This is a genomic window from Halomonas sp. SIMBA_159 (assembly GCF_046536035.1).
Classification (GTDB): domain Bacteria; phylum Pseudomonadota; class Gammaproteobacteria; order Pseudomonadales; family Halomonadaceae; genus Vreelandella; species Vreelandella venusta_A.
This window is the reverse complement of record NZ_JAWJBT010000020.1, coordinates 15827-40012: the sequence shown is the minus strand read 5'-3', so window position 1 is coordinate 40012 and position 24186 is coordinate 15827. Positions and strand designations below refer to the sequence as shown.

The 24186-nt window shown below is 56.7% G+C and carries 20 protein-coding genes; 12 read left to right on the top strand and 8 right to left on the bottom strand.

Annotated features, from left to right (window positions below; translation table 11 throughout):
- Window positions 1-127: 127 nt before the first annotated feature.
- Genes R0J87_RS14005 through R0J87_RS13995 form a run of 3 tightly spaced genes read left to right on the top strand, consistent with a single transcriptional unit; the run spans window position 128 to window position 4194 of the window.
- Window positions 128-1351 (top strand): ATP-grasp domain-containing protein, encoded by a 1224-nt coding sequence (locus R0J87_RS14005; RefSeq protein WP_404345284.1) that lies wholly within the window; start codon window positions 128-130, stop codon window positions 1349-1351.
- Window positions 1352-1381: 30 nt separating this feature from the next.
- A complete protein-coding gene (locus R0J87_RS14000; protein WP_498886870.1) occupies window positions 1382-3406 on the top strand; it encodes a hypothetical protein in 2025 nt (674 codons plus the stop codon).
- 35 nt (window positions 3407-3441) lie between these two features.
- Window positions 3442-4194: a TlyA family RNA methyltransferase gene (locus R0J87_RS13995; protein ID WP_498886869.1), complete on the top strand. Its 753-nt coding sequence runs from the start codon at window positions 3442-3444 to the stop codon at window positions 4192-4194.
- A 4-nt stretch (window positions 4195-4198) separates the two neighbouring features.
- On the opposite strand, the gene mscK is transcribed toward R0J87_RS13995, so the two are convergent.
- Window positions 4199-7534 (bottom strand): mechanosensitive channel MscK, encoded by a 3336-nt coding sequence (gene mscK / locus R0J87_RS13990; RefSeq protein ID WP_498886867.1) that lies wholly within the window; start codon window positions 7532-7534, stop codon window positions 4199-4201.
- Window positions 7535-7711: 177 nt separating this feature from the next.
- On the opposite strand from mscK, the gene R0J87_RS13985 reads away from it, so the two are divergent.
- From R0J87_RS13985 to R0J87_RS13970, 4 genes are all read left to right on the top strand, one after another.
- Window positions 7712-8743, top strand: coding sequence for a phospholipase A (locus R0J87_RS13985; protein WP_498886866.1), 1032 nt, complete (start codon window positions 7712-7714; stop codon window positions 8741-8743).
- 75 nt (window positions 8744-8818) lie between these two features.
- The gene (locus R0J87_RS13980; RefSeq protein WP_404465738.1) at window positions 8819-9151 is read left to right on the top strand and encodes an ElaB/YgaM/YqjD family protein; all 333 of its coding nucleotides are present in this window, start codon (window positions 8819-8821) and stop codon (window positions 9149-9151) included.
- Window positions 9151-9555 (top strand): phage holin family protein, encoded by a 405-nt coding sequence (locus tag R0J87_RS13975; RefSeq protein WP_404345279.1) that lies wholly within the window; start codon window positions 9151-9153, stop codon window positions 9553-9555. Before R0J87_RS13980 ends, R0J87_RS13975 begins: the two co-directional genes overlap by 1 nt.
- Window positions 9530-9829, top strand: a complete 300-nt coding sequence (locus R0J87_RS13970; protein ID WP_404345278.1) for a YqjK family protein — start codon at window positions 9530-9532, stop codon at window positions 9827-9829. The genes R0J87_RS13975 and R0J87_RS13970 overlap by 26 nt, the downstream gene beginning before the upstream one ends.
- A gap of 172 nt (window positions 9830-10001) precedes the next feature.
- On the opposite strand, the gene R0J87_RS13965 is transcribed toward R0J87_RS13970, so the two are convergent.
- Complete coding sequence (locus tag R0J87_RS13965; protein ID WP_498886864.1) at window positions 10002-11186, bottom strand: BaiN/RdsA family NAD(P)/FAD-dependent oxidoreductase; 1185 nt, start codon at window positions 11184-11186, stop codon at window positions 10002-10004.
- A gap of 194 nt (window positions 11187-11380) precedes the next feature.
- On the opposite strand from R0J87_RS13965, the gene R0J87_RS13960 reads away from it, so the two are divergent.
- Both R0J87_RS13960 and R0J87_RS13955 read left to right on the top strand, forming a co-directional pair.
- Entirely contained in the window at window positions 11381-12448 is a 1068-nt protein-coding gene (locus R0J87_RS13960; RefSeq protein ID WP_498886863.1) for an efflux RND transporter periplasmic adaptor subunit, read from the top strand.
- Window positions 12448-15588: an efflux RND transporter permease subunit gene (locus tag R0J87_RS13955; protein WP_498886861.1), complete on the top strand. Its 3141-nt coding sequence runs from the start codon at window positions 12448-12450 to the stop codon at window positions 15586-15588. Before R0J87_RS13960 ends, R0J87_RS13955 begins: the two co-directional genes overlap by 1 nt.
- A gap of 84 nt (window positions 15589-15672) precedes the next feature.
- On the opposite strand, the gene R0J87_RS13950 is transcribed toward R0J87_RS13955, so the two are convergent.
- Window positions 15673-16086, bottom strand: a complete 414-nt coding sequence (locus tag R0J87_RS13950) for a DUF3617 domain-containing protein (protein WP_404465730.1) — start codon at window positions 16084-16086, stop codon at window positions 15673-15675.
- A 164-nt stretch (window positions 16087-16250) separates the two neighbouring features.
- Here R0J87_RS13950 and R0J87_RS13945 point away from each other — a divergent pair, with 164 nt between their 5' ends.
- Entirely contained in the window at window positions 16251-16460 is a 210-nt protein-coding gene (locus R0J87_RS13945) for a zinc ribbon domain-containing protein (protein WP_311062821.1), read from the top strand.
- A gap of 14 nt (window positions 16461-16474) precedes the next feature.
- Here R0J87_RS13945 and R0J87_RS13940 read toward each other — a convergent pair whose 3' ends face one another.
- The 4 genes from R0J87_RS13940 to R0J87_RS13925 form a co-directional block, all read right to left on the bottom strand.
- The gene (locus tag R0J87_RS13940; protein ID WP_404465729.1) at window positions 16475-17317 is read right to left on the bottom strand and encodes an ABC transporter permease subunit; all 843 of its coding nucleotides are present in this window, start codon (window positions 17315-17317) and stop codon (window positions 16475-16477) included.
- Window positions 17314-18225, bottom strand: a complete 912-nt coding sequence (locus R0J87_RS13935) for an ABC transporter permease subunit (RefSeq protein WP_498886859.1) — start codon at window positions 18223-18225, stop codon at window positions 17314-17316. Before R0J87_RS13935 ends, R0J87_RS13940 begins: the two co-directional genes overlap by 4 nt.
- A 31-nt stretch (window positions 18226-18256) precedes the next feature.
- The gene (locus R0J87_RS13930) at window positions 18257-19438 is read right to left on the bottom strand and encodes an ABC transporter ATP-binding protein (protein WP_498886858.1); all 1182 of its coding nucleotides are present in this window, start codon (window positions 19436-19438) and stop codon (window positions 18257-18259) included.
- Window positions 19439-19532: 94 nt separating this feature from the next.
- On the bottom strand, window positions 19533-20636 hold the full coding sequence (locus tag R0J87_RS13925) for a polyamine ABC transporter substrate-binding protein (protein ID WP_498886856.1): 1104 nt from the start codon (window positions 20634-20636) through the stop codon (window positions 19533-19535).
- 355 nt (window positions 20637-20991) lie between these two features.
- Here R0J87_RS13925 and ahpC point away from each other — a divergent pair, with 355 nt between their 5' ends.
- Entirely contained in the window at window positions 20992-21555 is a 564-nt protein-coding gene (ahpC, locus tag R0J87_RS13920; protein WP_498886854.1) for an alkyl hydroperoxide reductase subunit C, read from the top strand.
- Between the two features lie 216 nt (window positions 21556-21771).
- Window positions 21772-23328 (top strand): alkyl hydroperoxide reductase subunit F, encoded by a 1557-nt coding sequence (ahpF, locus tag R0J87_RS13915; protein WP_498886852.1) that lies wholly within the window; start codon window positions 21772-21774, stop codon window positions 23326-23328.
- Between the two features lie 100 nt (window positions 23329-23428).
- Here the strand turns inward: ahpF and R0J87_RS13910 are convergent, their stop codons facing one another.
- Entirely contained in the window at window positions 23429-24184 is a 756-nt protein-coding gene (locus tag R0J87_RS13910) for a HesA/MoeB/ThiF family protein (RefSeq protein ID WP_498886850.1), read from the bottom strand.
- Window positions 24185-24186: the final 2 nt, after the last annotated feature.

The window sequence follows — 24186 nt, the reverse complement described above, 5'->3', positions numbered from 1 at the left end:
CGCCAAAGCGAGCGAATTCCCGCTATTTTCGGTTCAGAAGCTGCTAATTAGCCCAGGATGGCCCGGGTCGTGTATGGTAAAGAGAGTATTTGGCAAGACCATTCATCACCCCATAGGAGTCAACACCATGCAAAAGGATCCCAATAAGGGTTATATCGCCCTCTTAGGCTGGAGCCTCAATGCGATCGAAGCGGCGGAAAATTTTGACCGTCGATATATCGTGGTGGCACCCGACTGGGCAGAAGAGTACTGCCAAAAGCACGACATCCCCTACGTTCCCTGGAACTTCGAGCGTCTCAATGACCGCTCCATAGAGATCGCTGAAACGCTGAAAGAGAAAGGCGTCGATGTGGCGATCCCCCTATTTGAGGAAACCGTTGAGTGGGCCGGTGCGATTAACTCGGTACTACTGGACAATCCGCGCCTATACGGCCAATCACTGTTACTGCGTGATAAGGCGTTAATGAAGCGCCGCGCCCAGCTAGGCGGTATTCGTGTCGGCATTTTTGAAGAAGCTCACGATAAAGAAGATGTCGTTCGCTTCCTCAAACGGGTAAACCAAACGCTGCTGAAGTTAGATGGCGACCCCAACGACCCGATTCACCTCAAAGCGTTTGATAAAGCAGGCTGCCTGGGCCACCGGGTTATTCGTACGCCCGATGAAGTCGATACCATCCCGGATGAGGAGTTTCCGGTACTGATGGAGTCGCACCTGGATGGCTGGGAGTTCGCGGTAGAAGCGTGGATTCACGATGGCAAAATCGCCTTCCTGAACATTTCAGAGTACGTCACGCTGGGCTACTCGGTATTTGTGCCTGCCTCGCCAGAGCTTGAAAAGTACCGCGAGCAGATCACCGCACAGATCGAAAAACTGATTAAAGCGTTCGATATCGAGTTTGGCCTGATCCACCCCGAGTACTTCGTCACTAGCGACGGTGAGATGTACTTCGGTGAGGTTGCCTATCGTCCGCCGGGCTTCAAGGTCTTTGAACTACTAGAGCGCGTTTACGGCTTCAATGCCTATCAGGCCTCTATGCTAGTGTTCGACCCGAAAAGCACCAAAGAAGAAGTGGCCGAGTTCTTCCCGAAAGAGATCGTTGATGCCAACGGCTTCGCTGGCTGCTTTGGCGTGTACCCGCGTCGCCGAGTGGTAAGCCGCCTGGAAATTCCAGAAGAGACCGAAGACCATCCGTACTTCGAGTCCCACGAGCTGACCTCGCCCGTCGAAGAAACGGTCACAAAACGGACAGCGTTTGGTACTCACTGGGGGTTGATTTACTTTAAAGGCGAGGATGCGCATACCATTCGCGATCTGCTGAAACGCCAAGAAGATCTCGACTTCTATGTATAATCCCTGCCAAGGCTGGGATAAGGAGTCACCGTGACGACCAAGCAAGAGGCCTCTTCCACTGAAGACGGCAAGCTCAATGGATTACTGAGCAAATTTGATGATGCTGTGCGCCTGCTTTCGCAGGCGCCCGCCTTTTCTAAACCCGCAAAGCTGCCCCGCGTATTTGATACCGCTAGGCGCGTACTCATGCAAGCGGGCGGCTGCGCCGCTCTTGAGGCGCGGGCGGCGGATTTTGAATCCGCTGGCATCTTTGCCGGATCGGATTGGGAGACTCCACAATACCTAATCCCCACATTGACGACCTACTCGCTTAAAAGCGCCGATGCCAATGTGGTCGTCATTGAAGCATTGAGCGAGCTGCGACTACTGGCCGTAGCCAAAGGCGATTACCCCCACACCCTTATTTCCCAAGAGCAGGCTCACCACTACCTCACCCAGGTAATGGCAATCAATCTGTGGCTGCTCTTTAATGCGCCCAGCGAAGCCGAGCGAGAAACTCAGGGGCGCCTGGCCAACATATCCCGACAGCTGTTCCAACATCTGGCCGAGCGCATCGGCTATGAGTACGTAATCGACCAGCTGATCGATGAGATTTGGCGCATCCTCAAGCAGCGCCCTATCCAAGTCGATGCCATTAAACAAATGATCACACAGATCGCCCTGTGCCAAGCCAACCCGGATATTGACCTGGGTGCTAGCGGCCACGGCGCCGACAGGCTGGTCAGCTCGCTTTATGGCCCTACTCAGGCCTGCCGGGAAGACCCAGGCATTGATGTATACCGCGCGCGCCTTGAGCGGATGGATAACGCCACCCTACAGGCAGAATCCACCGGCTTTGCCCGCGCCATGCACGACACTGGTTTAGTCTCCCCGTATCACGCAGTGCTGCTGCGCTACTTACTAGAGGAAGGCGACCATCTTCTTTCAGAAGCCCTGGGGCTCTCCTCCACTGGCCGCGACTGCCTGCTGTGCTACCGCGAGCTGGTACATGCGCTGATCCGCAGCGGTGTCTACCCGGCCACCGCTCAAGCGGTGTATGGGCTGGCTCTGCTGTTGGAGCGAGGTATCCTCTATCAGCCGCCGGTGGCACCGGCCATGTGGCGTCAGCTCAATCTTCAGCTCTCCGAGTGGGCGGAAGACCGTCTTACGTTAGCCTATGGCGACGTTGCCTCCCCCCGCGCCCGGCTCATTGAAGGCGTGCTGTGCATGCTGGGTCTGCCGCTGGGCGTTGGCCAGGGCAACAACCCTACTTGCCAATCGGCACGGGCGCTCTCCATGTGGGCCTACAACGACCCAGACTACCTGCTGCAGATGGTCACCTGGGCGGCGCGAGATGACGAAATCATCATGCATTTTGAGGGCCAGCCGATCTCCTCTAACGAGAGCGTATCTGGCGTGGCCGCCCACCTGCCAATGGACCTTGATCCGGTATCGCTGATCGTGGTGCCTCACCTGGACCGCATTTACGCAGAGATGGGCAGACGCTGTATCGGCCGGGAAGGCGACCCCCACCGCTGGGTGAACCCCGAATTTCACGGCTGGTGGTCTGGCCGCGGGTTCAGTATTAACGTGGATGTCGCCACCGGTAAGCTCTGCGAAGTGGATACGTTTATTCGCCACTTCTACGCCAGCTACCACCCCTACTACAACGGCAACCAGCCGCTGATTCATCCCCAGCCTGCTGGAATCGCGGTAACCGATAGCGCCGCGCGGTTTATTGGCTGGCACGCGATTACGATTTTGCGCGCCTCCCTAGATCCTAACGACGTGATGAGGGTCTACTTCTACAACCCCAATAACGACAGCGGTCAGGATTGGGGCGATGGCGTCAAGGTCAGCACCTCCGGCAACGGTGAGCGCTTTGGCGAGGCCTCGCTGCCTTTTGAGCAGTTCACCTCCCGGCTCTATATCTATCACTATGATCCACTGGAAAGTGGCGAACTCGCCACGGTGACCGATGAAGAGCTAGAGCGCGTCAAAGGCTTTCTCCATCGCAGCTGGGGGGCCACACGCCTACCTCCTACCGAACTACAGGCCGATCAAGGGCCCCAGTAATACGGGGCCTTCCAATCACTACAGACACGACCCAGATGATACGACTCGATCAACTGCTGGTCAGCCAAGGGCTGGCCAGTTCTCGTACCCGTGCCCAACGGCTGATTAAAAACGGGCGCGTTTTTTTAAACGACGGTACGCTCCTGAGCAAACCCTCTGAAAAATGGCCGCCCGATGCCCCGCTCCGCGTGGAAGAGGACCCAGAAGAGCGCTACGCCTCACGCGCTGGGCTGAAGCTAGAAGGTGTGCTGCAGGCGTTAACGATGCGCTTAGAGGATAAAGGCGTATTGGACATTGGCCAATCCACCGGCGGGTTTACCGACTGCGCGCTACAGTTTGGCGCGCGTCACGTGGTCGGCGTGGAAGTTGGTCACGACCAGCTTGCCAGCCACTTACGCAGCGACCCACGGGTGACCTGTCTGGAAGGGCTCAATGCTCGCCATATGAGCACCTCAGAGGCACTGTTGAGCACGCTGGCCGAACGGCCGATTGATTTTGCCGTGATGGATGTATCGTTTATCTCCCAGACGCTGATTCTGCCTGAGATTGCTGCCCTACTGCCGCCTAGCGGGCAGCTGCTGTCACTGGTGAAACCGCAGTTTGAGCTCGACCCCGGTGCGCTGGATAAGCGCGGTGTCGTGCGAGACCCTCGTCGCTACGCAGAGGTCGAGCAAAAAATACGCACAGCATGCGAGCAGTGCGGGCTCGCCATCAGCCACTGGCAGGAGAGCCCGATTACCGGCAGCGACGGTAATCGGGAGTTTCTTCTTCTCGCTAGCAAGCGCTAAGCGGTCAGCTCAAGGTAGCAGGCGGGAGAGTGGGGTTGGACTGCACTTTCACTGACTCCCCCTGTTCAGGATGCAGCCACACATCCAACTGCTCGAAGGCAATCCGCACGCCCGCCTCTTTAAACAGCTCATCCACGCGGCAATTCACCTCATCGGCCGCAAACAGACGGTCTAACAAGTCGTTGACGAAAATACGCAGCTCGAAGTTCAAGCTATGAGGCCCGTAACTTAGGCAGAACACCTGAGGTTCAGGGTCATCCAGCACCCGGGCATTTTCGTCGGCGGCTTGACGCAGAAGCCTGTGCACCAACGGCAAGTCTGAGCCATGGGAGACCCCGTAAGTGAGCACCACGCGGGTCACATTATCGGAGAGCGACCAGTTAATGAGCTGATCCGTGACGAAGGTCTTGTTGGGAATAATGATCTCTTTACGGTCGAAATCGGTCACCGTGGTGGCCCGAATACGAATCTGGCTCACCGTGCCGTGCAGGTTGCCTATGGTAATGGTGTCACCAATACGAATAGGCCGCTCAAACAGAATAATCAGGCCGGAAATAAAGTTGGCAAAAATTTCCTGCAAACCAAAGCCTAACCCGACGCTCAACGCTGCCACCAGCCACTGCAACTTATCCCAGGACACGCCTAAGGTCGCCAGCGACATCACGATACCGGTTCCCACAATGGTGTAGGAGAGCAGCGAGCTAATCGCATAGGCACTCCCCTGCTTGAGCGCCAGGCGCGATAACACCATCACCTCCAGCAGGCCCGGCAGGTTGCGCGCCGAAATAAAGGTGATGGCTACCACCAGTAGCGCCGTGACAAAGTCCGAGATCGATAGCGCGTTGTCGACCAAATCGCCTTCAGCCGCATTCCAAAGCGACACCTGATCTAAATACCCCAATACAGCGAGCAGGTCCGACCACACCAAATAGAGCAGCGCGCTAAAACCGATCAGCAAAATGAGCTTGGAAAGGCGCAGCGACTGGGCGTTGATTTTTTCCATATCCAACGGCGGCTCTTCGACCACTTCCAGCCCACCTTCTGCGCCTTCTTGTACCTGGGCGCGGCGGCGGGCTAGCGCACGGCGATAAGCTAACCGACGTGCCGCCACCGCCAAGCTGCGCACCACGGTGGCTTCCACAACTACCCAAAGCCCCAATAAATAGAGCGTAATGGCAAAACGAGCCACCAGCCTGAGCGCCGTATACTCGTACCCCCAGGCCACCAGCCCCAGCAGTACCAGGGGCACTGAGGCCATGGCGAGCCCCAGTACTAACCTGAAAAGCCGCACACCAAAAATTGGCACATGAGCGAGAATAAGCTGCGCCAGCCACCAGGCCATCGCAAGCAGCCCACCCATGAACAGCGCCATCGCCACCGGGCGCTGAGCCAGCGGTGTTTCCATCTGCTCGGACATGGCAGCAATGGCAACCACTGGCACCAGGGCAATACCCAGGCCGATCAACAGGTGGCGCAGCCGAGCATTGTAAGCGGGCGCCCAGGTGAAGTGGCGCTCTGCGACACCATCAGGCACCAGTAACCGCCGCCCTAGCGCAATCACGAACCAGCTAAGCCCAAGTTGCAATAGTGCAGGCGCAAGCCCCAGCGCTAGGCCGCCTTCCGCAGTGCGCAGGGCGACCCCCGTCCCTGCCAGCGCCAGCGGCCCGGGCAGCGCCAGCAGCGCATTGTGCAGGACCGCTTTGGGGGTGTGTAGCTGGGTATCGCTCTTCAAGCGACCAATTTGCGAATGAATCAGCGCTAGTTGCTTCTTAATACGCCCGCGCAGCGCAACCAATGCCACGCTAAGCAGCAGCAGCGGCGCGCCCACTAGCATATCCCAAGAGAGCCCCTGCCAGCGGGTAGGCAGCACCGCGCGCCACTCCCCTTCATACCACTCCTGCTTTAAGTAATTGGGCAGTTGACGTAGCCAGTTCACGTCCAACGGGCGGCTGTTGGCTACCCAAAACAGCTGCTCATCAATGGTGGCGCGTAGGTCGTGGGTAGTAGTGAGCAGCTGCTGCTGATTGAGCTGTAGTTCTATGGCTGAACTCAACAGGTTACCGTAGGCCTGCTCAAGTTGCTCCACCAGCTCGCGGCGGGACTGGTAAAGGCGCGTTAGCGAGTCCACCAGCCCAGGGGTTACATCGACCCCCGCCTCCTCAAGGCGCTGAGCGGCCAGCCGCTCTCCTTGGCGGAGTTGATCGCGCTGGCGAATCAGATCGAACTGCTTCAAACGCAGGTCGGCAATCTCATCCTGCAAATCGCGCCGGGGCACCACGGCAGGCAGCGACTGGCGCTGCTCGCGGAGAATACGAGAGAGCAACTGGCTGCCGCGAATGGCTTCCATCTGCTCATTAAGGCTACGCTGAAGCTGGCGTACATGCTCTAACTGGCGCTGGGCTTCGATGTTCTCCCGCACGATGCCATTGGCACGGTCCGTCGCCCGCAGCAGCTCCAAGCTTAGCGTTTGATTAAGCTGCTGAGCATTCAGTACGACGGGATGACCTTCGGCGATCAGCGGGTCATTTTTGGCGGCGTCGGCGATGGCCTGCTCAGACTGAAGACGTCGCTGGCGGTCGATCACGCCCTGCAACAAGCTAAGCTGCTGCTCCTGCTGATCGATCTGCAAAGCCAATAAGTCACGACGCTGTTGAGCCAGCTCGCGCAGGCGGCTGTTGGCACTCAACTCGCGCTGGTTCAAGCTGACTTCCTGCTCAGCAAGCGCTCGCTCAAGCCGCCACTGGATCAGTTGGGCATCTTCACGGGCCGAGATCTGGCGATCTGCTAGTAGCGCCGCTCGGGTATCGTGCTCGCGGCGCAGCGTTTCAGCACGCTGCAGTGCATCGGAAATCGCTTGCTGCGCCCGCTCTGGCAACGTTTGGGCAGCCAGCAGTTGGGAGTTCACTTCCGCCATCTGGCTCTGCAATTGCTGGAGCTCAATCACAGCGTCACCCTGCTCGGCTTCTAGTGCCTCTAGCGGCATATCGCTAAGATTGTCTACTGACAGCTGTAAGCTTTCCTCTTCTGCCTCGTTCAGCTCACGCTCTAAACGCAGCAGCAGCTCAGGGGCTTGGCTTACCCGCTGCTCCAACGCCTGCTGACGCTCTTCAATGGCCTTCAGACGGTCATAAGCTTCCAACGCAGCAGACAACGCCGCCTGGTCACGCTGCTGTTCAGCCGTTAATTCAGTCTCTAACGACTCAATGGCCGCTAAACGTTCGCTCAGCTCAGATTGGGGAGGGACGCGCTCAACCGGTGTACTTTGCGCAGCGGCGGTTCCGGCCAACATCGTGACCAGCCACAGGCAGCAGAGGGCGGCTTTAAGGGCATTTCTAACCACGTGACTTATGCCTCATTGACATGTCAGCCCGCTAAGCCGGGCAGGATGCCTATTGTCATGGGTAAGACATCGTTACGCAATCTGGTAAGCGTCTACTGACATCGACAGTTGACTTACACCTGCCGCATGTATAGAAACAACGCTGGTACCCTTACTCTTAATTTGCGAGCCACGTTGATGGTTACCCGAAAACTGCTGTTCACCGGTTTGGCGGCCTTGATAGGCGCTAATATTCTCAGCACAACGGCCATGGCCGAGACCCGAGACGAGATTGAAGCGCGGATTCAAGCGCTCAATACCGAACTCTATCAACTGCGCCAGCAACTGCAGCAAATTGAGGCGCCTGAAGAAGCGGCACAAGGCGTTGAACCTGCACCACTGCCGGTCGAAGTTGCCCTTGAAGACTTAAGTGAACGGCGACAGCTAGAACAAGAGTCCTCTCGTAACCCGTTTGCGATTACCACACACCGCACCAATTACTTGTTCCCTATCAGCTACAACACCAATCAAAATGCTGAAAATTTCCGCAGCATTTCTGAAGAGGTTGAGCCTGATAACGGGGAAGTCAAATTCCAGTTTTCTGCCAAATTCAATTTGGCAGAAAACGTCTTTGGTGATATCGGCGACGTCTACTTCGCCTACACTCAGAAAAGTTGGTGGCAGGCCTACAACACCGATGCCTCCTCCCCTTTCCGGGAAACCAACTACGAGCCTGAAGTCTTTATCGACTTCGACAACGCCTGGAGCGCGCTTGGCTGGGTGAATACCCGTAACCGTTTCTCCTTTATCCACCAGTCAAACGGTCGCTCAGATCCGCTGTCGCGCAGCTGGAACCGGGTATATTTAGAAAGCACGTTCCAAAGTGGCGACTGGGCACTCACCCTAGCACCTCACTGGCGTGTTCCCGAGTCTGAGGGCGACGACGATAACCCTGATATCGAGCGCTTTATGGGCTACGGCGATATTCGCCTTGCCAAGCGTCTGCAAAACAACCATGAGTTTGCTGGGCAACTGCGTGGCAATCCCAGTGCAGGCAACTACGGCACACAAATTGATTACAGCTGGCCTGCGTTTAACGGTGTCCGAGCGCACGTGCAGTATTACTACGGCTACGGGGAAAGCATGATTGACTACAACAATCGCGTACATCGCCTAAGCCTTGGTTTTAGTCTCAACCCGCTATTCAGTGCCACCGGGCTGAACCGTTAACCCGACAGGGTTGTCTATATGGTGGCGGCTGCTATGCTGAAGCCGTCACTTATCTACTCGTCAAAGGAAGACATCATGGCAAAACGTAATACAGATACCTCCGCACGCGCTGACCAACTGAAAGAAGATCTGCGTCACTTGAGCGAAACGGTCGAAGAGCTGATGAACGCGACGTCAAAAGACGCCAGCGGTGAAATGCGCGACCTGCGTGAGCGTGCCGAACGACGTTTGAAGGATACTCGTGCCCGCCTAGAGGCTCGCGGTGAACGTTTTTACGAAGACACCCGTGAAACGCTTTCCGAGCAGGTTGACTGCTGCGATCGTTACGTCCGTGAAAACCCCTGGACCAGCATTGGCATTGGTGCCGCTGCCGGCCTAGTTGTGGGTATGCTGTTCGGACGTCGCTAATGGCTTTGGGTCCTACCCAACGCGTCTTTTCTGCCGCCAAACGCCTGCTGAAATCACTGGTTGCTAACAGTGAAACCCGCCTGCGTTTGGCGGTTTTAGAGTTAGAAGAGGAACGCGCACGTTTATTGGTGCTGCTGCTACTGGCAGGTGCCAGCTTACTGCTTCTACTGCTAGGCGTTGCAACGCTGACTGCCTTAGTAGTGGTGCTCTTCTGGGATACGTACCGATTAACGGCCATTAGTGTCAGCGCGGGTGTACTGATAGCTCTCAGTATTCTGCTGGCAGTTATTGCCCTGCGTCAGGCCAAGCGCCACACGCTGCTGAAAGAGACGTTAAAGCAGCTGGCCGCCGACCGCGCACTGCTAGAGGTGAATGAGGATGACTCGTCACAACAGCGTCGTTAAGCCGCCTAGCCGAGCAGAGCGAAAAGCCGCCCTGCTAGCGGAATTAGAGCAACAGCGGATCGATATCCTAGTCGATAGCGACACGCTACAACGAGCATCATCACCGCTGGATAACAGCTGGCGAAGCTTTAAGCTGCCCATTTATGCCATCGGTGGCGTTGCTGCCCTGCGTATTCTGCGCCATCCAGGCGGAGCCATGGCAGTAGGCAGAAAGGCCCTGGCAGGGTACATGCTGTTCCGTAAGCTAAAACTGCTGGCTAAGGTCGCTACCTAGCACCCCGATTCAACTGCTATTCGCCGTTAATGTGCATTAGAAATGTAAGCACTAGGATTAGGCGTTAGCCATTGAAAAAGCCGTTACGGGATCACCGTAACGGCTTTTTTGGCGATGCTTGTTGTGTGGTGCTTGTTGTGAGGTGCTTATTCAGTAGCGCTTACTCAGCGCTCTAGCACGCCTGACCACAGGCCACACCGCTGGCCCACGCCCACTGAAAGTTATAGCCGCCAAGCTGCCCTGTCACATCCAACACCTCACCAATGAAGCGCAGTTGCGGCAGATCTTTGACCTCGAAGGTTTTCGATGAGATGGCATCGGTGTTAATACCGCCCATGGTCACTTCTGCTGTACGCCAACCTTCCGTGCCCGCCGGTTTTAGCTGCCACTGATTGAGTCGCTGCGCCCAAGCATCGAGCGCCTCGTTACTGTATTGCGCCAGCGGGCTAGTTAAATGCTGATCGGGATACCACTCTAATAGCGCCTGAGCAAAGCGCTTGGGGAAACGCTCGCCTAGCCAGGTCGACAGCAGCCGCTTAGGGGTTTCCTGGCGAGCATGGCGCAACGCGCCAGCCGCGTCTTCACCCGGCAAGAGGTCGATGGAGATTGCGCTGCCCGGCTCCCACACGCTGGAAATTTGTAGCATAGAAGGGCCGGATAGACCCCGATGGGTAAACAGCATCGGCTCGACAAAGCGCTTCTCTTTACAGCTCACCGCCGTGGGCACGCTGACCCCAGACAGCCCAGCCGCCCGCTCTTTCCAGCTATCGCTTAGGGTAAACGGCACCAAGCCTGGGCGAGTGGGCAGTACTTCTAAGCCAAACTGGCGGGCAATATCGTACCCAAAGCCTGTCGCCCCCATGGTAGGAATAGAGAGCCCGCCTGTCGCCACCACCACCACGCCTGCATCAATCGTGCCTAGGGAGGTGGTCAGCCGCATGCCTTCGCCCTGCCGCTCTAGCCGCGAAATGGAGGTATTCAGTTTCACCTCTGCCCCGGCCCACTCACACTCGGTCAAGAGTACCCGTACGATCTCTTTGGCGGAGTCGGCGCAAAATAGCTGCCCAGGGGCTTTCTCCACATACTCAACGCCGTGGGTCTCCACCAGCGATACAAAATGTTCCGGGCGGTAACGTTTTAATGCAGAAATGCAAAAATAAGGATTTTCAGAGTAAAAGTGTCCAGGTGCTGTATCAAGATTGGTAAAGTTACAGCGGCCTCCCCCAGACATGAGGATTTTCTTGCCTGCTTTGTTTGCATGGTCGACCACCAGGACGCGTCGCCCGGCATAGCCAGCCTGTGCCGCGCACATTAAACCAGCGGCACCTGCGCCAATGACCACGACGTCGTAGACCATAACTGAGGCTCCCAAGATGAAAAGTCGGGCATTTTAACAGGTAAGAAGCACCAAACTACTGTACATTTTAAAAACTCGTGTACAAGAAATGCACAAGATAACGCCTGTTCGCCTCAACACCGCTGCGCGTAATGGCTTACTATCACCCCCATTGCGGAACACTGCGCACCCTATTCAATAACATAGAGACACCTATGCTCGCTTTTAAACGCTCCTTTTGCTGCCTCTTGCTACTTCTTGGATGGGCCTCTTTTGCCAGCGCGCAATCACAGCCGCCGGTCATTGGTTACCAGGTAAAGACCGAAACATGGTCCGATCCACTGGAAGCGCTGGGCACCCTGAGCGCAGATGAAAGCGTCACATTATCCGCCACCGTGACCGACACCATCGCTGAGATCAACTTTGATGACGGTGAACAGGTAGAGCGCGGCCGTTTGCTAATTCGTTTAGAAGATGCCGAAGAGCAGGCGCTATTAAGAGCTGCCCAGGCGATTACCGATGAGCGGAGCAATGCTTCTGGCCGCGCGTCGCAATTACAGCAGCGCAATTTAGCCGCACGGGCCGACGTAGAAGACACCCAATCCCGGCTGCGCCAAGCACAAGCCGATGCCCAAGCCTTAGAAGCGCGGCTGGAGAATTATCGCGTGCATGCGCCGTTCAGCGGCCGAGTCGGCTTTCGCAACGTGAGTATCGGCACCCTCGTCACTCCAGGAATGGCGCTGGTCACTTTGGATAAGCTCGATGTCATGAAGCTAGACTTCACCGTTCCCGAGGTGTTTTTGGGTCGGCTATCGGCAGGCTTAAACCTGAGCGCTACCACGGCGGCCTATCCCGACGACGTATTTCGCGGAGAGATATCCAGCATTGGCACCCGCATCGACCCTGTCTCCCGCAGCGTTAACGTGCGCGCCGAGCTGGCCAACCCTGATTTAAAGCTGCGCCCTGGTATGCTGATGGAAGTCATTGTTCAGCAGCGCGTGCGCGATGCGTTAGTGCTGCCCGAAGCGGCGATTCAACCTAGCGGCAACCGCCACTTTGTGATGGTGATTCAGCAACAGGAGGAAACCCCACGCTTAGAGCGCCGTGAAGTCGCTATTGGCGAGCGGCGCATCGGCGAGGTTGAAGTGCTGGAAGGTATTAGTGAAGGCGATTTGGTGGTTATTCACGGCTTACAGCTCGCTCGCGAAGGCCAGGAAGTGCGCATATTAGGCATTGCCGACGACAGCACGGACATTCGCTCGCTGTTGGAGGCTGACCGCTAATGCGTTTATCCGATATTTCCGTTCAGCGGCCAGTGCTGGCCATGGTCATCGCCGCGCTGATTATTGCTTTTGGCTTGCTGGCCCTTAACCGCTTGCCGCTGCAAGAGTACCCCACGGTTGACCCACCTATTGTCAGTATTGATACCCGCTACCCCGGTGCCTCTGCCAGCGTAGTAGAAACACGCATCACACAAGTATTAGAAGACCGCATTGCCGGGGTAGAAGGCATCGAGCTGATCACTTCGCAAAGCGAAGATGGCCGCTCGCGTATCGAGATTGAGTTCGCCATCACCATGGATATCAACGCTGCGGCGAACGATATTCGTGATCGCATTTCAGGCGCACTGCGCAACCTGCCAGACGATGCCGACAATCCGGAAGTGACCAAAGCCGACAGCAGCGAAGAGATTGTGGTTTGGCTCAGCCTGTCCGGCGCAGATTACTCGATTGCAGAACTCACCGATTACGCCAACCGCTTTCTCGTCGATAGCCTCTCGGTACAGCCTGGCGTTGCGCGGGTGCGCGTGGGCGGCGGTCAGGATTACGCCATGCGCGTCTGGCTTGACCGTAACGCCTTGGCGGCCCGCGGCCTTACTGTCGGCGATGTGGAAGACGCCCTGCGCGCCGAAAACGTGGAGTTACCGGCAGGCTCGATTGAATCTGATGACCGTCAGTTTATTGTTCGTCTGCCCCGCAGCTTTGCCACCGCCGATGATTTTCAGCGCCTAGCCATCACCCAAAGCGACAACGGCTACCTGATTCGCCTCTCCGATGTTGCTCGGGTGGAAGTTGGCTCAGTGGAAGACCGCTCTGTTTTCCGCGCCAACGGCGTACCCATGGTGGGGCTGGGGATGATCATGCAGTCCACCGCCAACGTGATTGAGCTTTCTGAGGCGGTTCAAGAAGAGTTGGGGCGGCTTCAGGGCACTCTGCCTGAAGGCATGTCGCTTGCCCTGAATTACGATGCCTCGGTGTTCGTGTCCGGGGCCATTGAGCAGGTGGTGATGACCCTCTTTATCGCCATGGGGCTCGTAGTGGTGGTGATTTTCCTGTTCCTGGGCAATCTGCGCACCACCATTGTGCCCGCCGTGACGGTGCCGATTGCCGTGATTGGTGCTTTTACAGCACTGGCAGCCATGAACTTCTCGATCAACCTATTGACACTACTGGCACTCGTGCTGGCGATTGGGTTGATTGTCGATGATGCCATTGTGGTGCTTGAAAACATCAACCGACGCATGCACGACTACGGCGAAACGCCGCTGGTTGCCGCCTTTCGCGGCACGCGGCAAATCGCCTTTGCGGTCATTGCCACTACCCTAGTGCTGGTCGCCGTGTTTGTACCGCTCAGCATGCTGCAAGGCGATATCGGCCGGCTATTCTCTGAATTTGCCCTGACCATGGCCGCTGCCGTCATTGTGTCTACGCTACTGGCACTCACCTTAACGCCTATGATGGCGTCTAAAATCCTCAAGCCCGGCATGCACGACAGCCGCATTGGGCAAGGCGTGCAGTGGCTGCTAGACGGCACCAAACGCCGGTACCAGAGAGCCCTGGAAGCCGTACTGGCGGCCAAGTGGCTGGTGGTCGCCCTGTTTGCCCTGCTGATCGCCGGTACGGCCTGGCTGGCGTCAGAGCTGCCCAATGAATACACCCCGCAGGAAGATCGCGGTAACTTTATCGTGCTGGTCAACGGCCCGGAAGGAGCCACTTTCGACTACATGATGGACTACATGGATGAGATCGAAGCGCGGCTAACGCCCTTTGTAGAGAGCGGTGAGCTGGAGCGCGTGGTGGTGCGTGCCCCGCGTGGCTTCGGCAATATCGAAAACTTCAACAGCGGTTTCATCATCGTCAATATGGCGGACTGGGGTAGCCGCCGCAGCGCCTGGGAGATTATGGCCGACGTGCGCCAGCAGCTCAGCTCGCTCCCTGGCGTGCAGGCCTTCCCGGTGATGCGCCAGGGCTTCGGTCAGCGCACCCAAAAGCCGGTGCAGTTTGTGTTAGGTGGCGGCACCTACGAAGACCTAGCCCGCTGGCGCGACCGGTTGATTAACCACGTGAGGGAAAACAACCCACGCCTAACCGCCATTGAGAGCAACTACGACGAAACTCAGCCGCAGCTGCGTGTGGACATCAACTACGAACGCGCCGCCTCGTTAGGCGTTACCGTGACCGAGATTGGCCGCACGCTGGAAGTGCTGCTGGGTGGCCGTAACGTTACCCGCTATGTGGACGACGGCGAAGAGTACGACGTGATTGTGGAAGGCGACCGTAGCCGCCAAAACAGCCCGCGAGCGCTGGATAATATCCAGGTACGCTCAGCACGTACGGGAGAGCTGATTCCGCTGGCAAGCCTGGTGACGCTGTCTGATTTTGCCGGTGCCAGCACGCTGAACCGCTTTGACCGTGTGCGCGCCATTACCATTGAAGCCAACCTCGCCGACGGCTATCCGCTGGGCGAGGCGCTGGCCTACCTGCAAGACACCGCCGACACCATCCTGCCGGAAGAGGTGCAAACCAACGTGGCGGGGCCATCTCGGGATTTCCAGCAGGCAAGCGGCGCGACGATGTTCCTGCTAGTGCTGGGTGCCGTCGTAGTATTCCTGGTACTGGCCGCCCAGTTCGAAAGCCTCATCCACCCGTTTGTGATTATGCTCACGGTGCCGCTGGCCATGAGTGGTGCACTGCTCGCGCTGCTGCTTAGCGGTCAGTCGCTGAATATTTATAGCCAGGTGGGCTTGGTACTGCTGATTGGTTTGGCGGCGAAAAACGGTATTTTGATCGTCGAGTTTGCCAACCAGCTGCGCGATGAGGGGCAAGCATTTCGCTCAGCGCTGATTGAGGCCTCGGTGACCCGCCTAAGGCCCATTTTGATGACCGCCGTGACCACCATGGCCGGTGCTATTCCGCTGATCATCTCCAGCGGCCCCGGGGCGGAATCGCGGTTGGTGATTGGTACGGTCATTATGGCCGGGGTTGGGGCTGCCACCGTCTTTACGCTGTTTGTGGTACCGGTGGCATACGACCTGCTGGCCCGCTACTCCGGCTCGCCTGGAGCGGTGAAGCGCCAGTTAGAAGAAGAGATCGCCAACGCGCCCACAGCTCAACACACGCCGCTTGATACGCCAGAGCGATAAAGTATCGCGATAAAGCATCACCACCAGAAACACTCAGGGCGCCCATTAGGCGCCCTGAGTGTTTAAACGTCACTACGGCTGTGCTTATTCGCAGTCGCCGATACGCTCGCCTTCAATCGCGGTGTTCATGGTCAGCTCACCCATGGGAGACTGAGTCAGAATATCCACGGTGCCTTCAATCTGCTCGCCCATAAAGCGCATTTCACCGTCGATCGTGGCTTCGCCACCTTCAGCGCGGCATACCATGCTGTAGGAGAGGCCGTCGGCATTCATATCCTGGTTGAGCAGCTCGCAGCCCTCTTCCTCTTCGATGAAGCCAAAGTCAGCGCCTTCCAGCTCTTCCTGAGTGATGCACTGACGCTCGGTTTCCGTTTGATCCGGAATCTGCATATCGCCGCTAACGCTGGTCACGCTGACGAATTCCCACTCGCCGGGCGCCACGTTGGGTGTTTCCGCCTGGGCGACCATCGGGAAGGCCGCAAGGGCCGCAACTGCCATGTATCGTTTCATCATCGCTTTCATCTCGCTTGGTAATTCAGGGAAATCCGCCATTATCCTACCTGATTCATTCATCAGGTGCCTGCTTGCAAACAGCACTGCTACACTAAGAAGCCATCATGCTGATGGCGACATTGAGTGTAACGCTAAAAAGGGCAAACACCATGCACGACGACGCGCTAGTCAATCACGATTTCCACTGCCCTTACTGTGACACACCGCTCACCTTTGTGATCGACACTTCCCAGGGTAGCCACGACACCTGGGAAGATTGCCACCAGTGCTGCGCGCCCATTCAGCTCCAGGTCATTGTGTCGCCCATCACCGGTGAGCTAGACGCCGTCATCACAGGGCGTGACGACGACGTGCTATAGCGTAGGGCTTCTGATTAAGCGCCTTCGACTTGCTGAATCGCCGCCAAACGCTTGGACTCACTACGGCGCATGAAGTACCACGCCAACAGCGTCGCTAGCGAAACGGTCAGTATAATCAATGTCGCCAGCGCATTGATTTTTGGTGATACGCCCATGCGCACCGATGAGAACACCACCATCGGTAGCGTGTTAGCACCCGGCCCCGAGACAAAGCTGGCGATCACCAAGTCATCCAGCGATAGGGTAAACGCCAGCAGCCAGCCAGCGGCCAGCGCGGGCGAGATCACCGGCAGCGTCACAAAGAAGAAGGTTTTGACCGGCGGTGAGCCTAAATCCATCGCCGCCTCTTCAATCGAGCGGTCCACTTCCCGCAACCTAGCCGCCACCACAACCGCCACGTAGGCGCTACAGAACGTGGTGTGGGCAATCCAAATCGTGGCCATCCCCCGGTCGGCAGGCCAGCCGATCAGCTGCGCCATTTGCACAAACAGCAGCAGCAGCGAAAGGCCGGTGATCACTTCCGGCATTACCAACGGTGCTGTCACCATGCTGGAAAGCGCCGTTTTGCCACGGAAATGGCCATAGCGCGTCATTACAAACGCAGCCACCGTCCCTAGACACACCGCCATACTGGCGGCAAAGAAGGCGATCTCCAGACTGGTCCATACCGCCGACAGAATCTGCTGGTCGCGGAACAGCTCGCCATACCACTGGGTGGAGAACCCGGCCCACACCGTTACCAGTCGAGATTCGTTAAACGAATACACCACCAGCACCACCATGGGCAGGTACAAAAACAGCAGTCCCAGCACCAGCATCACGGTGGTAAAACTTGGGCGTCGACGCGATCTCATCATTCTTCAAGCTCCCGTGACTGGTAACGGTGAAACCACACAATGGGGACAAGCAACAGCAGCAGCATGACCATGGCAAGTGCCGAGGCCACGGGCCAATCCCGGTTCAGGAAGAACTCTTCCCACAACACCTTACCAATCATCAAGGTATCCGGGCCGCCCAGCAGATCAGGAATGACAAACTCCCCAACCGCAGGAATAAACACCAGCATCGAACCTGCGATGATGCCCCCCATGGAGAGCGGAAGCGTCACCTTCAAGAAAGTGTTGAGTTTGCGTGACCCGAGATCCGATGCTGCTTCCAGCAGCGAGTTATCCAGCCGCGTTAAATGGGCATACAGCGGCAGCACCATAAACGGCAGATAGGCGTAAACAATACCTATCGTTACCGAGAACTGGGTATTCATCATCCGCAGCGGTGAATCAATCACGCCTAACCCCAGCAGCAGGTTATTGATCAGCCCACTATTGCTGAGAATGCCCATCCAGGCGTACACCCGAATCAGGAATGACGTCCACGACGGCAACATGACTAACAGCAGTAGAATCAGCTGCCAGCGGCCCGGCGCACGCGCCATGGCATAAGCCATTGGGTAGCCAATCAGTAAACACACCGATGTAGCGACAAACGCGGTTTTAATCGACCCCCAGTACGCCGCCACATAGAGTGAATCGGACAACAGAAACAGATAGTTGCCCAGATTCAGAAAAATATTCAGCGTTTGGTCGGCATACTCTACCAGTGGCCCATAGGGCGGTATGGCAATCGCTGACTCCGACAGACTGATTTTCAGCACCAGCGCAAACGGGAGCAGGAAAAACAGCGTGAGCCATACCAGCGGAAATGCAATCACAGCGCGTCGGCCTAACTGCATCCGCTTGATCACGCCTGCAATGCGAGATGGCATCATAATAGGCAATCTCCTCTCAGCCGCCCGGGCATTAGCGGTTCAGCACGATAGCGCTATGGTCTTCCCAATAAACGTACACGCTATCCTCCCAGGTGGGGCGGTCGCCGCGACGCTCGGTGTTGGCCATGCTCACCTTGATCATCTTTCCGGAGGCAGTGCGCACGTAGTAAAGCGAATAGCCGCCCAAGTAGGCGATATCGTCCACTTTGCCCGCTTCCCAGTTGTACTCACACGTCGGCTGCTCACGAGTCAGCCAGATTTTTTCAGGCCGCAGCGCCGCCCACACGCGGCGGTCGACCGCTTGAGTGGTGATACCGTGATCAATGTAGATCGGCCGCGACAGCGACGGTGATTCGATACGGCAGTGGTCAGCGGCATCTTCGATGATTTCACCTTCAAACAGGTTCACCGTGCCCACGAACTCAGCCACCATACGGCTGGCGGGGCTTTCGTAGATATCCACGGGCGAACCCACCTGCTCGATCCAGCCGTCAGCCATGATCGCCACGCGGTCGGCCATGGTCATGGCCTCTTCCTGGTCGTGGGTCACCATGATGCAGGTTACGCCTACCTGCTCGATGATCTCGACCACTTCCAGCTGCATTTCGGTGCGCAGCTTTTTATCCAGCGCGCCCATGGGCTCATCAAGCAATAACAGCTTGGGCCGCTTAGCGAGGGAACGCGCCAAGGCCACACGCTGGCGCTGGCCGCCAGAGAGCTGATGGGGCTTACGCTTGGCAAAACGCTCCATGTGCACCAGCTTAAGCATCTGGGCAACCCGCGCTTCAATTTCAGCTTTCGGCAGCTTGTCCTGCTTCAGGCCGAAGGCAATATTTTGTGCCACGGTCATATGCGGAAAAAGCGCATAGGACTGAAACATCATGTTAATGGGGCGTTTGTGCGGCGGCATCTCGGTAATATTTTCGCCGCTCAGCAAAATGCTCCCTTCGCTGGGCGTTTCAAACCCGGCGAGCATGCGTAGCAAGGTAGACTTACCTGAGCCAGACCCGCCTAACAGCGCAAAAATCTCGCCGCGCTTCACCTGTAAATTTACGTCATCCACAGCAAGCGCATCGTCGAAACGCTTGCTCAAGCGCTTAACCTCTAAAACGATATCTTCAGCAAATCGAGGTGCTTTCCCCTGCGCCCGTGCAGACGGAGGAATAGCAGACGAAGCCGTTGAGGAATCGTTCGACAGGGGCGTAGTGACCATTCGCCACTCCCATCAAAAGGCCCGGTTAACCGGGCGATAAAAGACAAACAGCGAGCCGGGCAGTGCCCGGCTCGCTGTCAGGCGATGAGTAGAATTAACGGCCAGATTTGACGCGGTTCCACGTACGCGTACGGGCACGCAGCAGTTCCTGGGGCTTTTCTACTTGGACATACAGGTTCTGCATCACCTCGGTCTCTGGGTAGATGGCCGGATCATTGATCAGCTCATCAGAGAGGTATTCGTTCGCCGCCAAGTTGGGGTTGGCGTAACGCACGTACTCGCTGATCTCAGCAGCAATTTCAGGGTCGAGGATGAAGTTGATAAACGCGTGGGCGTTTTCAGCATTCGGCGCATCCGCCGGCACTGCCATCATATCGAACCACAGCGCAGCGCCCTCTTTCGGGATGCTGTAGCCAATGGTGAAGTCGCGGTCTGCTTCCTCGGCGCGTGCTGCGGCCTGGAAGATATCGCCTGAGTAACCTGCCGCTACGCAAATATCGCCGTTCGCAAGGTCAGAGACATAGCGTGAGGAGTGGAAGTAAGTGATGTTATCGCGAACGTTGGCAATCAGCTCGCCGGCGGCTTCAATGTCTTCGACGGTCTCGTTCAGCGGGTCCAAACCAAGGTAGACCATGGCCGGCGACAGCATTTCATCGCCCGAATCCATCATCGCCAAGCCACAGCCTGCTTCGCTCAGTTTGGTGGTAATTTCCGGGTCAAACAGCAGCGCCCAGCTATCTAACGGTGCGTCGTCACCTAGAATTTCAGTCACGCGCTCAACGTTATAGCCGATGCCGTTGGTGCCCCACATATAAGGAACAGAGTATTCGCTACCTGGATCGATGGACTCAAGGTTGGCCATCAGCTCAGGATCAAGGTTGCCTAAATTGGGCAGCAGCTCATGGTTCAGCGGCTGAAACACGCCTGCTTTCATTTGGCGAGTAAGGTAATAAGTGGACGGCACCACCACGTCGTAGCCAGAACGGCCCGACAGCAGCGCTGCATCCAGAATTTCGTTACTATCGTAAACATCGTAGGTCACTTCAATGCCGGTACGCTCAGTAAATTTTTCCAGCGTTTCCGGGGCAATATAGTCAGACCAGTTATATACCCGCACTTCATCAGCGTGGGCAGCAGCGGCCGCTACGGCAAAAGAGATGGCCGTAACGGCCCCTGAAAGTTTTTGGATGTTCCCCATTTACCTACTCCTTAAATGTAAAGTCCACATCACCAAAAAGCCCATGTGCTACCACCGGCTGCCGCTGGCGGATTCACCGTTTGTGCAAACCCTATCCAGCTGAAAACAGCTTAGGCGATTATCTCAACCGTGCGAATTTTGCGGTGCAGTGCCGTCTATCGCAAGAGTATGTGAAAAATTCTTGTATTAAATCTTAAATGCCCCCACCTCATAGGTCGCTGACGGTAGCAAAACCAACCAATAGCCAAAATGCATTGGAAAGATTCATTTTTCCAATTTTAGCTATTAGTCGTAGTCCGCTACCATTGGTAACAACTTTTTCAACTACCATTCACCTTTTATGGAGACGTTCTGAATGTCTTTGATCAACACCGAAGTAAAACCGTTTAAAGCCACTGCCTACTTAAATGGCGAGTTTGTTGATGTAACTGAAGCGGATATGAAAGGCCAGTGGTCTATCTTCTTCTTCTACCCGGCCGACTTCACCTTTGTTTGCCCGACTGAGCTGGGCGACCTGGCAGACAACTACGAAGCCTTCAAGAAGCTGGGCGTCGAGATTTACAGCGTATCTACCGACACTCACTTCACTCACAAAGCATGGCACGACAGCTCTGAAACCATCGGCAAACTGCAGTATCCGATGATTGCTGACCCGACCCTGAAAATTTCTCGCAACTTCGAAGTACTGATCGAAGAAGCAGGCTTGGCTGAGCGCGGCACGTTCGTCGTTGACCCGGATGGCAAAATCCAGATCGTCGAAATCAACGCTGGCAACATCGGCCGTAACGCTGAAGAGCTGCTGCGTAAAGTGAAGGCTGCTCAGTACGTTCGTGAAAACCCGAACGAAGTATGCCCGGCGAAATGGAAAGAAGGCGAAGAGACTCTAGCTCCGTCTCTGGACCTCGTAGGCAAAATCTAAATCGCCTACTGCTGCCGTCTGAGGTTCAAATTGCTTCAAGTTGAATCTCAATAGGCAGCACAACACCCGGGCACTTTTGGCCCGGGTGTTTCGTTTAAGCACCCGTGTAACCGCATACCGGTTTTCCCTAGCGCTTTTACCGCCTGCCCTACTGACTCGGCAGCGGGCGTTTTAGGTTGAGAACAATTTACTGCTGACTGCGAGGAAACCACTGTCATGCTGGACGCCAATTTAAAAAATCAGTTGAAAGCTTACCTGGAAAAAGTGACTCAACCGTTCGAGATCGTTGCGTCCCTCGATGACGGTGCCAAGTCACGTGAATTGCTGGGCCTGCTGGAAGATATCAGCAGCCTCACCGATAAAATCACCCTGCACAGCGACGGACAAGACAGCCGTACCCCGTCGTTTGCGATTAACCGCCCCGGCGAAGAGACCGGCGTGGTGTTTGCAGGCATCCCCATGGGCCACGAGTTCACCTCGCTGGTACTGGCGCTGCTGCAAGTGGGTGGCCATCCGCCCAAGACCTCCCAAGAGCTGCTGGATCAAATTAAAGACCTCGACGGCGAGATGCTATTTGAGACCTACTACTCGCTCTCCTGCCAGAACTGCCCGGATGTAGTTCAGGCTCTGAACCTGATGGCGATCTTCAACCCGAACGTGCGTCACGTCGCCATCGACGGCGCGCTGTTCCAGGATGAAGTCGAATCGCGTGAAATCATGTCAGTGCCCAGCATCTACTTGAACGGCAAGCCGTTCGACCAGGGCCGCATGACCCTGGAACAGATTCTGGCCAAAGTGGACACCGGCGCTGCCGAGCGCGAAGCGAAGAAGCTGAGCGAAAAAGCCGCCTTCGATACGCTGGTGATTGGTGGTGGTCCAGCAGGCGCGTCAGCCGCTATCTACTCTGCCCGTAAAGGCATCAACACAGGCGTTGCCGCCGAGCGCTTTGGCGGCCAAGTAGCCGACACCATGGGCATTGAGAACTTTATCTCCGTGTCTCATACCGAAGGCCCCAAGCTGGTCAGCGCCCTTGAAGAGCACGTCAAAGAGTACGAAGTCGACGTGATGAACCTGCAGCTTGCGACGTCGTTCAAGGCAGCGGAAGCCGAAGGCGGCCTGCATGAAGTGACGTTTGAGTCCGGCGCGAAGCTAAAGAGCAAAACCCTGGTGCTGGCCACCGGTGCCCGCTGGCGTGAAATGAACGTGCCCGGCGAGCAGCAGTACCGCAACAAGGGCGTTGCCTACTGCCCCCACTGCGACGGCCCGCTGTTTAAAGGCAAGCGCGTTGCGGTAATTGGTGGCGGTAACTCCGGCGTTGAAGCGGCTATCGACCTGGCTGGTATCGTCGGCCACGTCACGCTGGTTGAGTTTATGGGTGAAATGCGCGCCGACGCAGTGCTGCAGAAGAAGCTGAAGAGCCTGCCCAACGTGGATATCGTGCTGAATGCTCAAACCACGGAAGTGACTGGCGACGGCAGCCGCGTAAACGGCCTGACCTACAAAGACCGCAACACCGATGAGATTAAAAATATCGCGTTGGAAGGCATCTTTGTACAGATTGGCCTGGTGCCCAACACCGAGTGGCTAAAAGGCTCGCCCATTGAAATGACACCCCGTGGCGAGATCATCGTCGATGCCCACGGCATGACCTCGGTGCCCGGCGTGTTCGCCGCTGGCGATGTCACTACCGTGCCCTACAAGCAAATCATCATTGCTATGGGTGAAGGTGCCAAGGCGTCGCTGGGTGCTTTCGATTACCTGATTCGTAACTAACCGAATGACTGGCTAATAGGGCGGCAGCGCCGCCCTACTGAGTTCGTTCCCTTTGACGTGAAGACCGTGACGTCGCGCCCGCCTCCCTGCGGGCGTTTTTTTATGCGCGAGCGTTGCACACCGAGCAGGCGGGGTCTCTAGGCACCTGAAAATGGCGCCACTGGCCGCTCAAGCCATCAAAGGTAGATAAGCCCTGATGCGTCGTCCCCGCGCCGCTTAAAAGCTTAAACGCCTCCACCGCCTGAAAGCAGCCAATCAGCCCCACCAGCGGTGCCATGACACCGCTCTCTGCACAGCTCAGCGCCTCATCTTCACTATCCCCTGGCGGGTATAGGCAGGCGTAGCAGGGGCAAGCCTCATCACGCGGGTCAAACACCGCCAGCTGGCCCGAAAAGCGAATCGCCGCGCCGGAAATCAGCGGTACACCTGCCTGCTGGGAGGCGGCATTGATGGCATAGCGGCTGGAAAAACGGTCGGTGCAGTCCAGCACCACATCCGCCGAGTCCACCAGGGCGGTGAGCGCTTCGCCTTCTGCGTGCTGCTCTACCGCCACAACATGGCACTCTGGGTTGAGCGCCTGCATGCGCTCCTTGGCTGAACGCGCTTTGTTCACCCCCAGGCTTGCCTGCTGATGGGCAATTTGGCGCTGCAAATTGGTTAGCTCAACATGGTCAGCATCGGCGATGGTAATGGTGCCTACGCCCGCCGCCGCCAGATAGAGCGCCACCGGCGAGCCCAGCCCACCGGCACCGATAATCAGCGCATGGGCAGCGCGCAAGCGCTCCTGCCCTTCAATGTCCACTTCAGGCAGCATGATTTGGCGGCTATAGCGCAGCAGCGCCTGATCGTCCATCATCG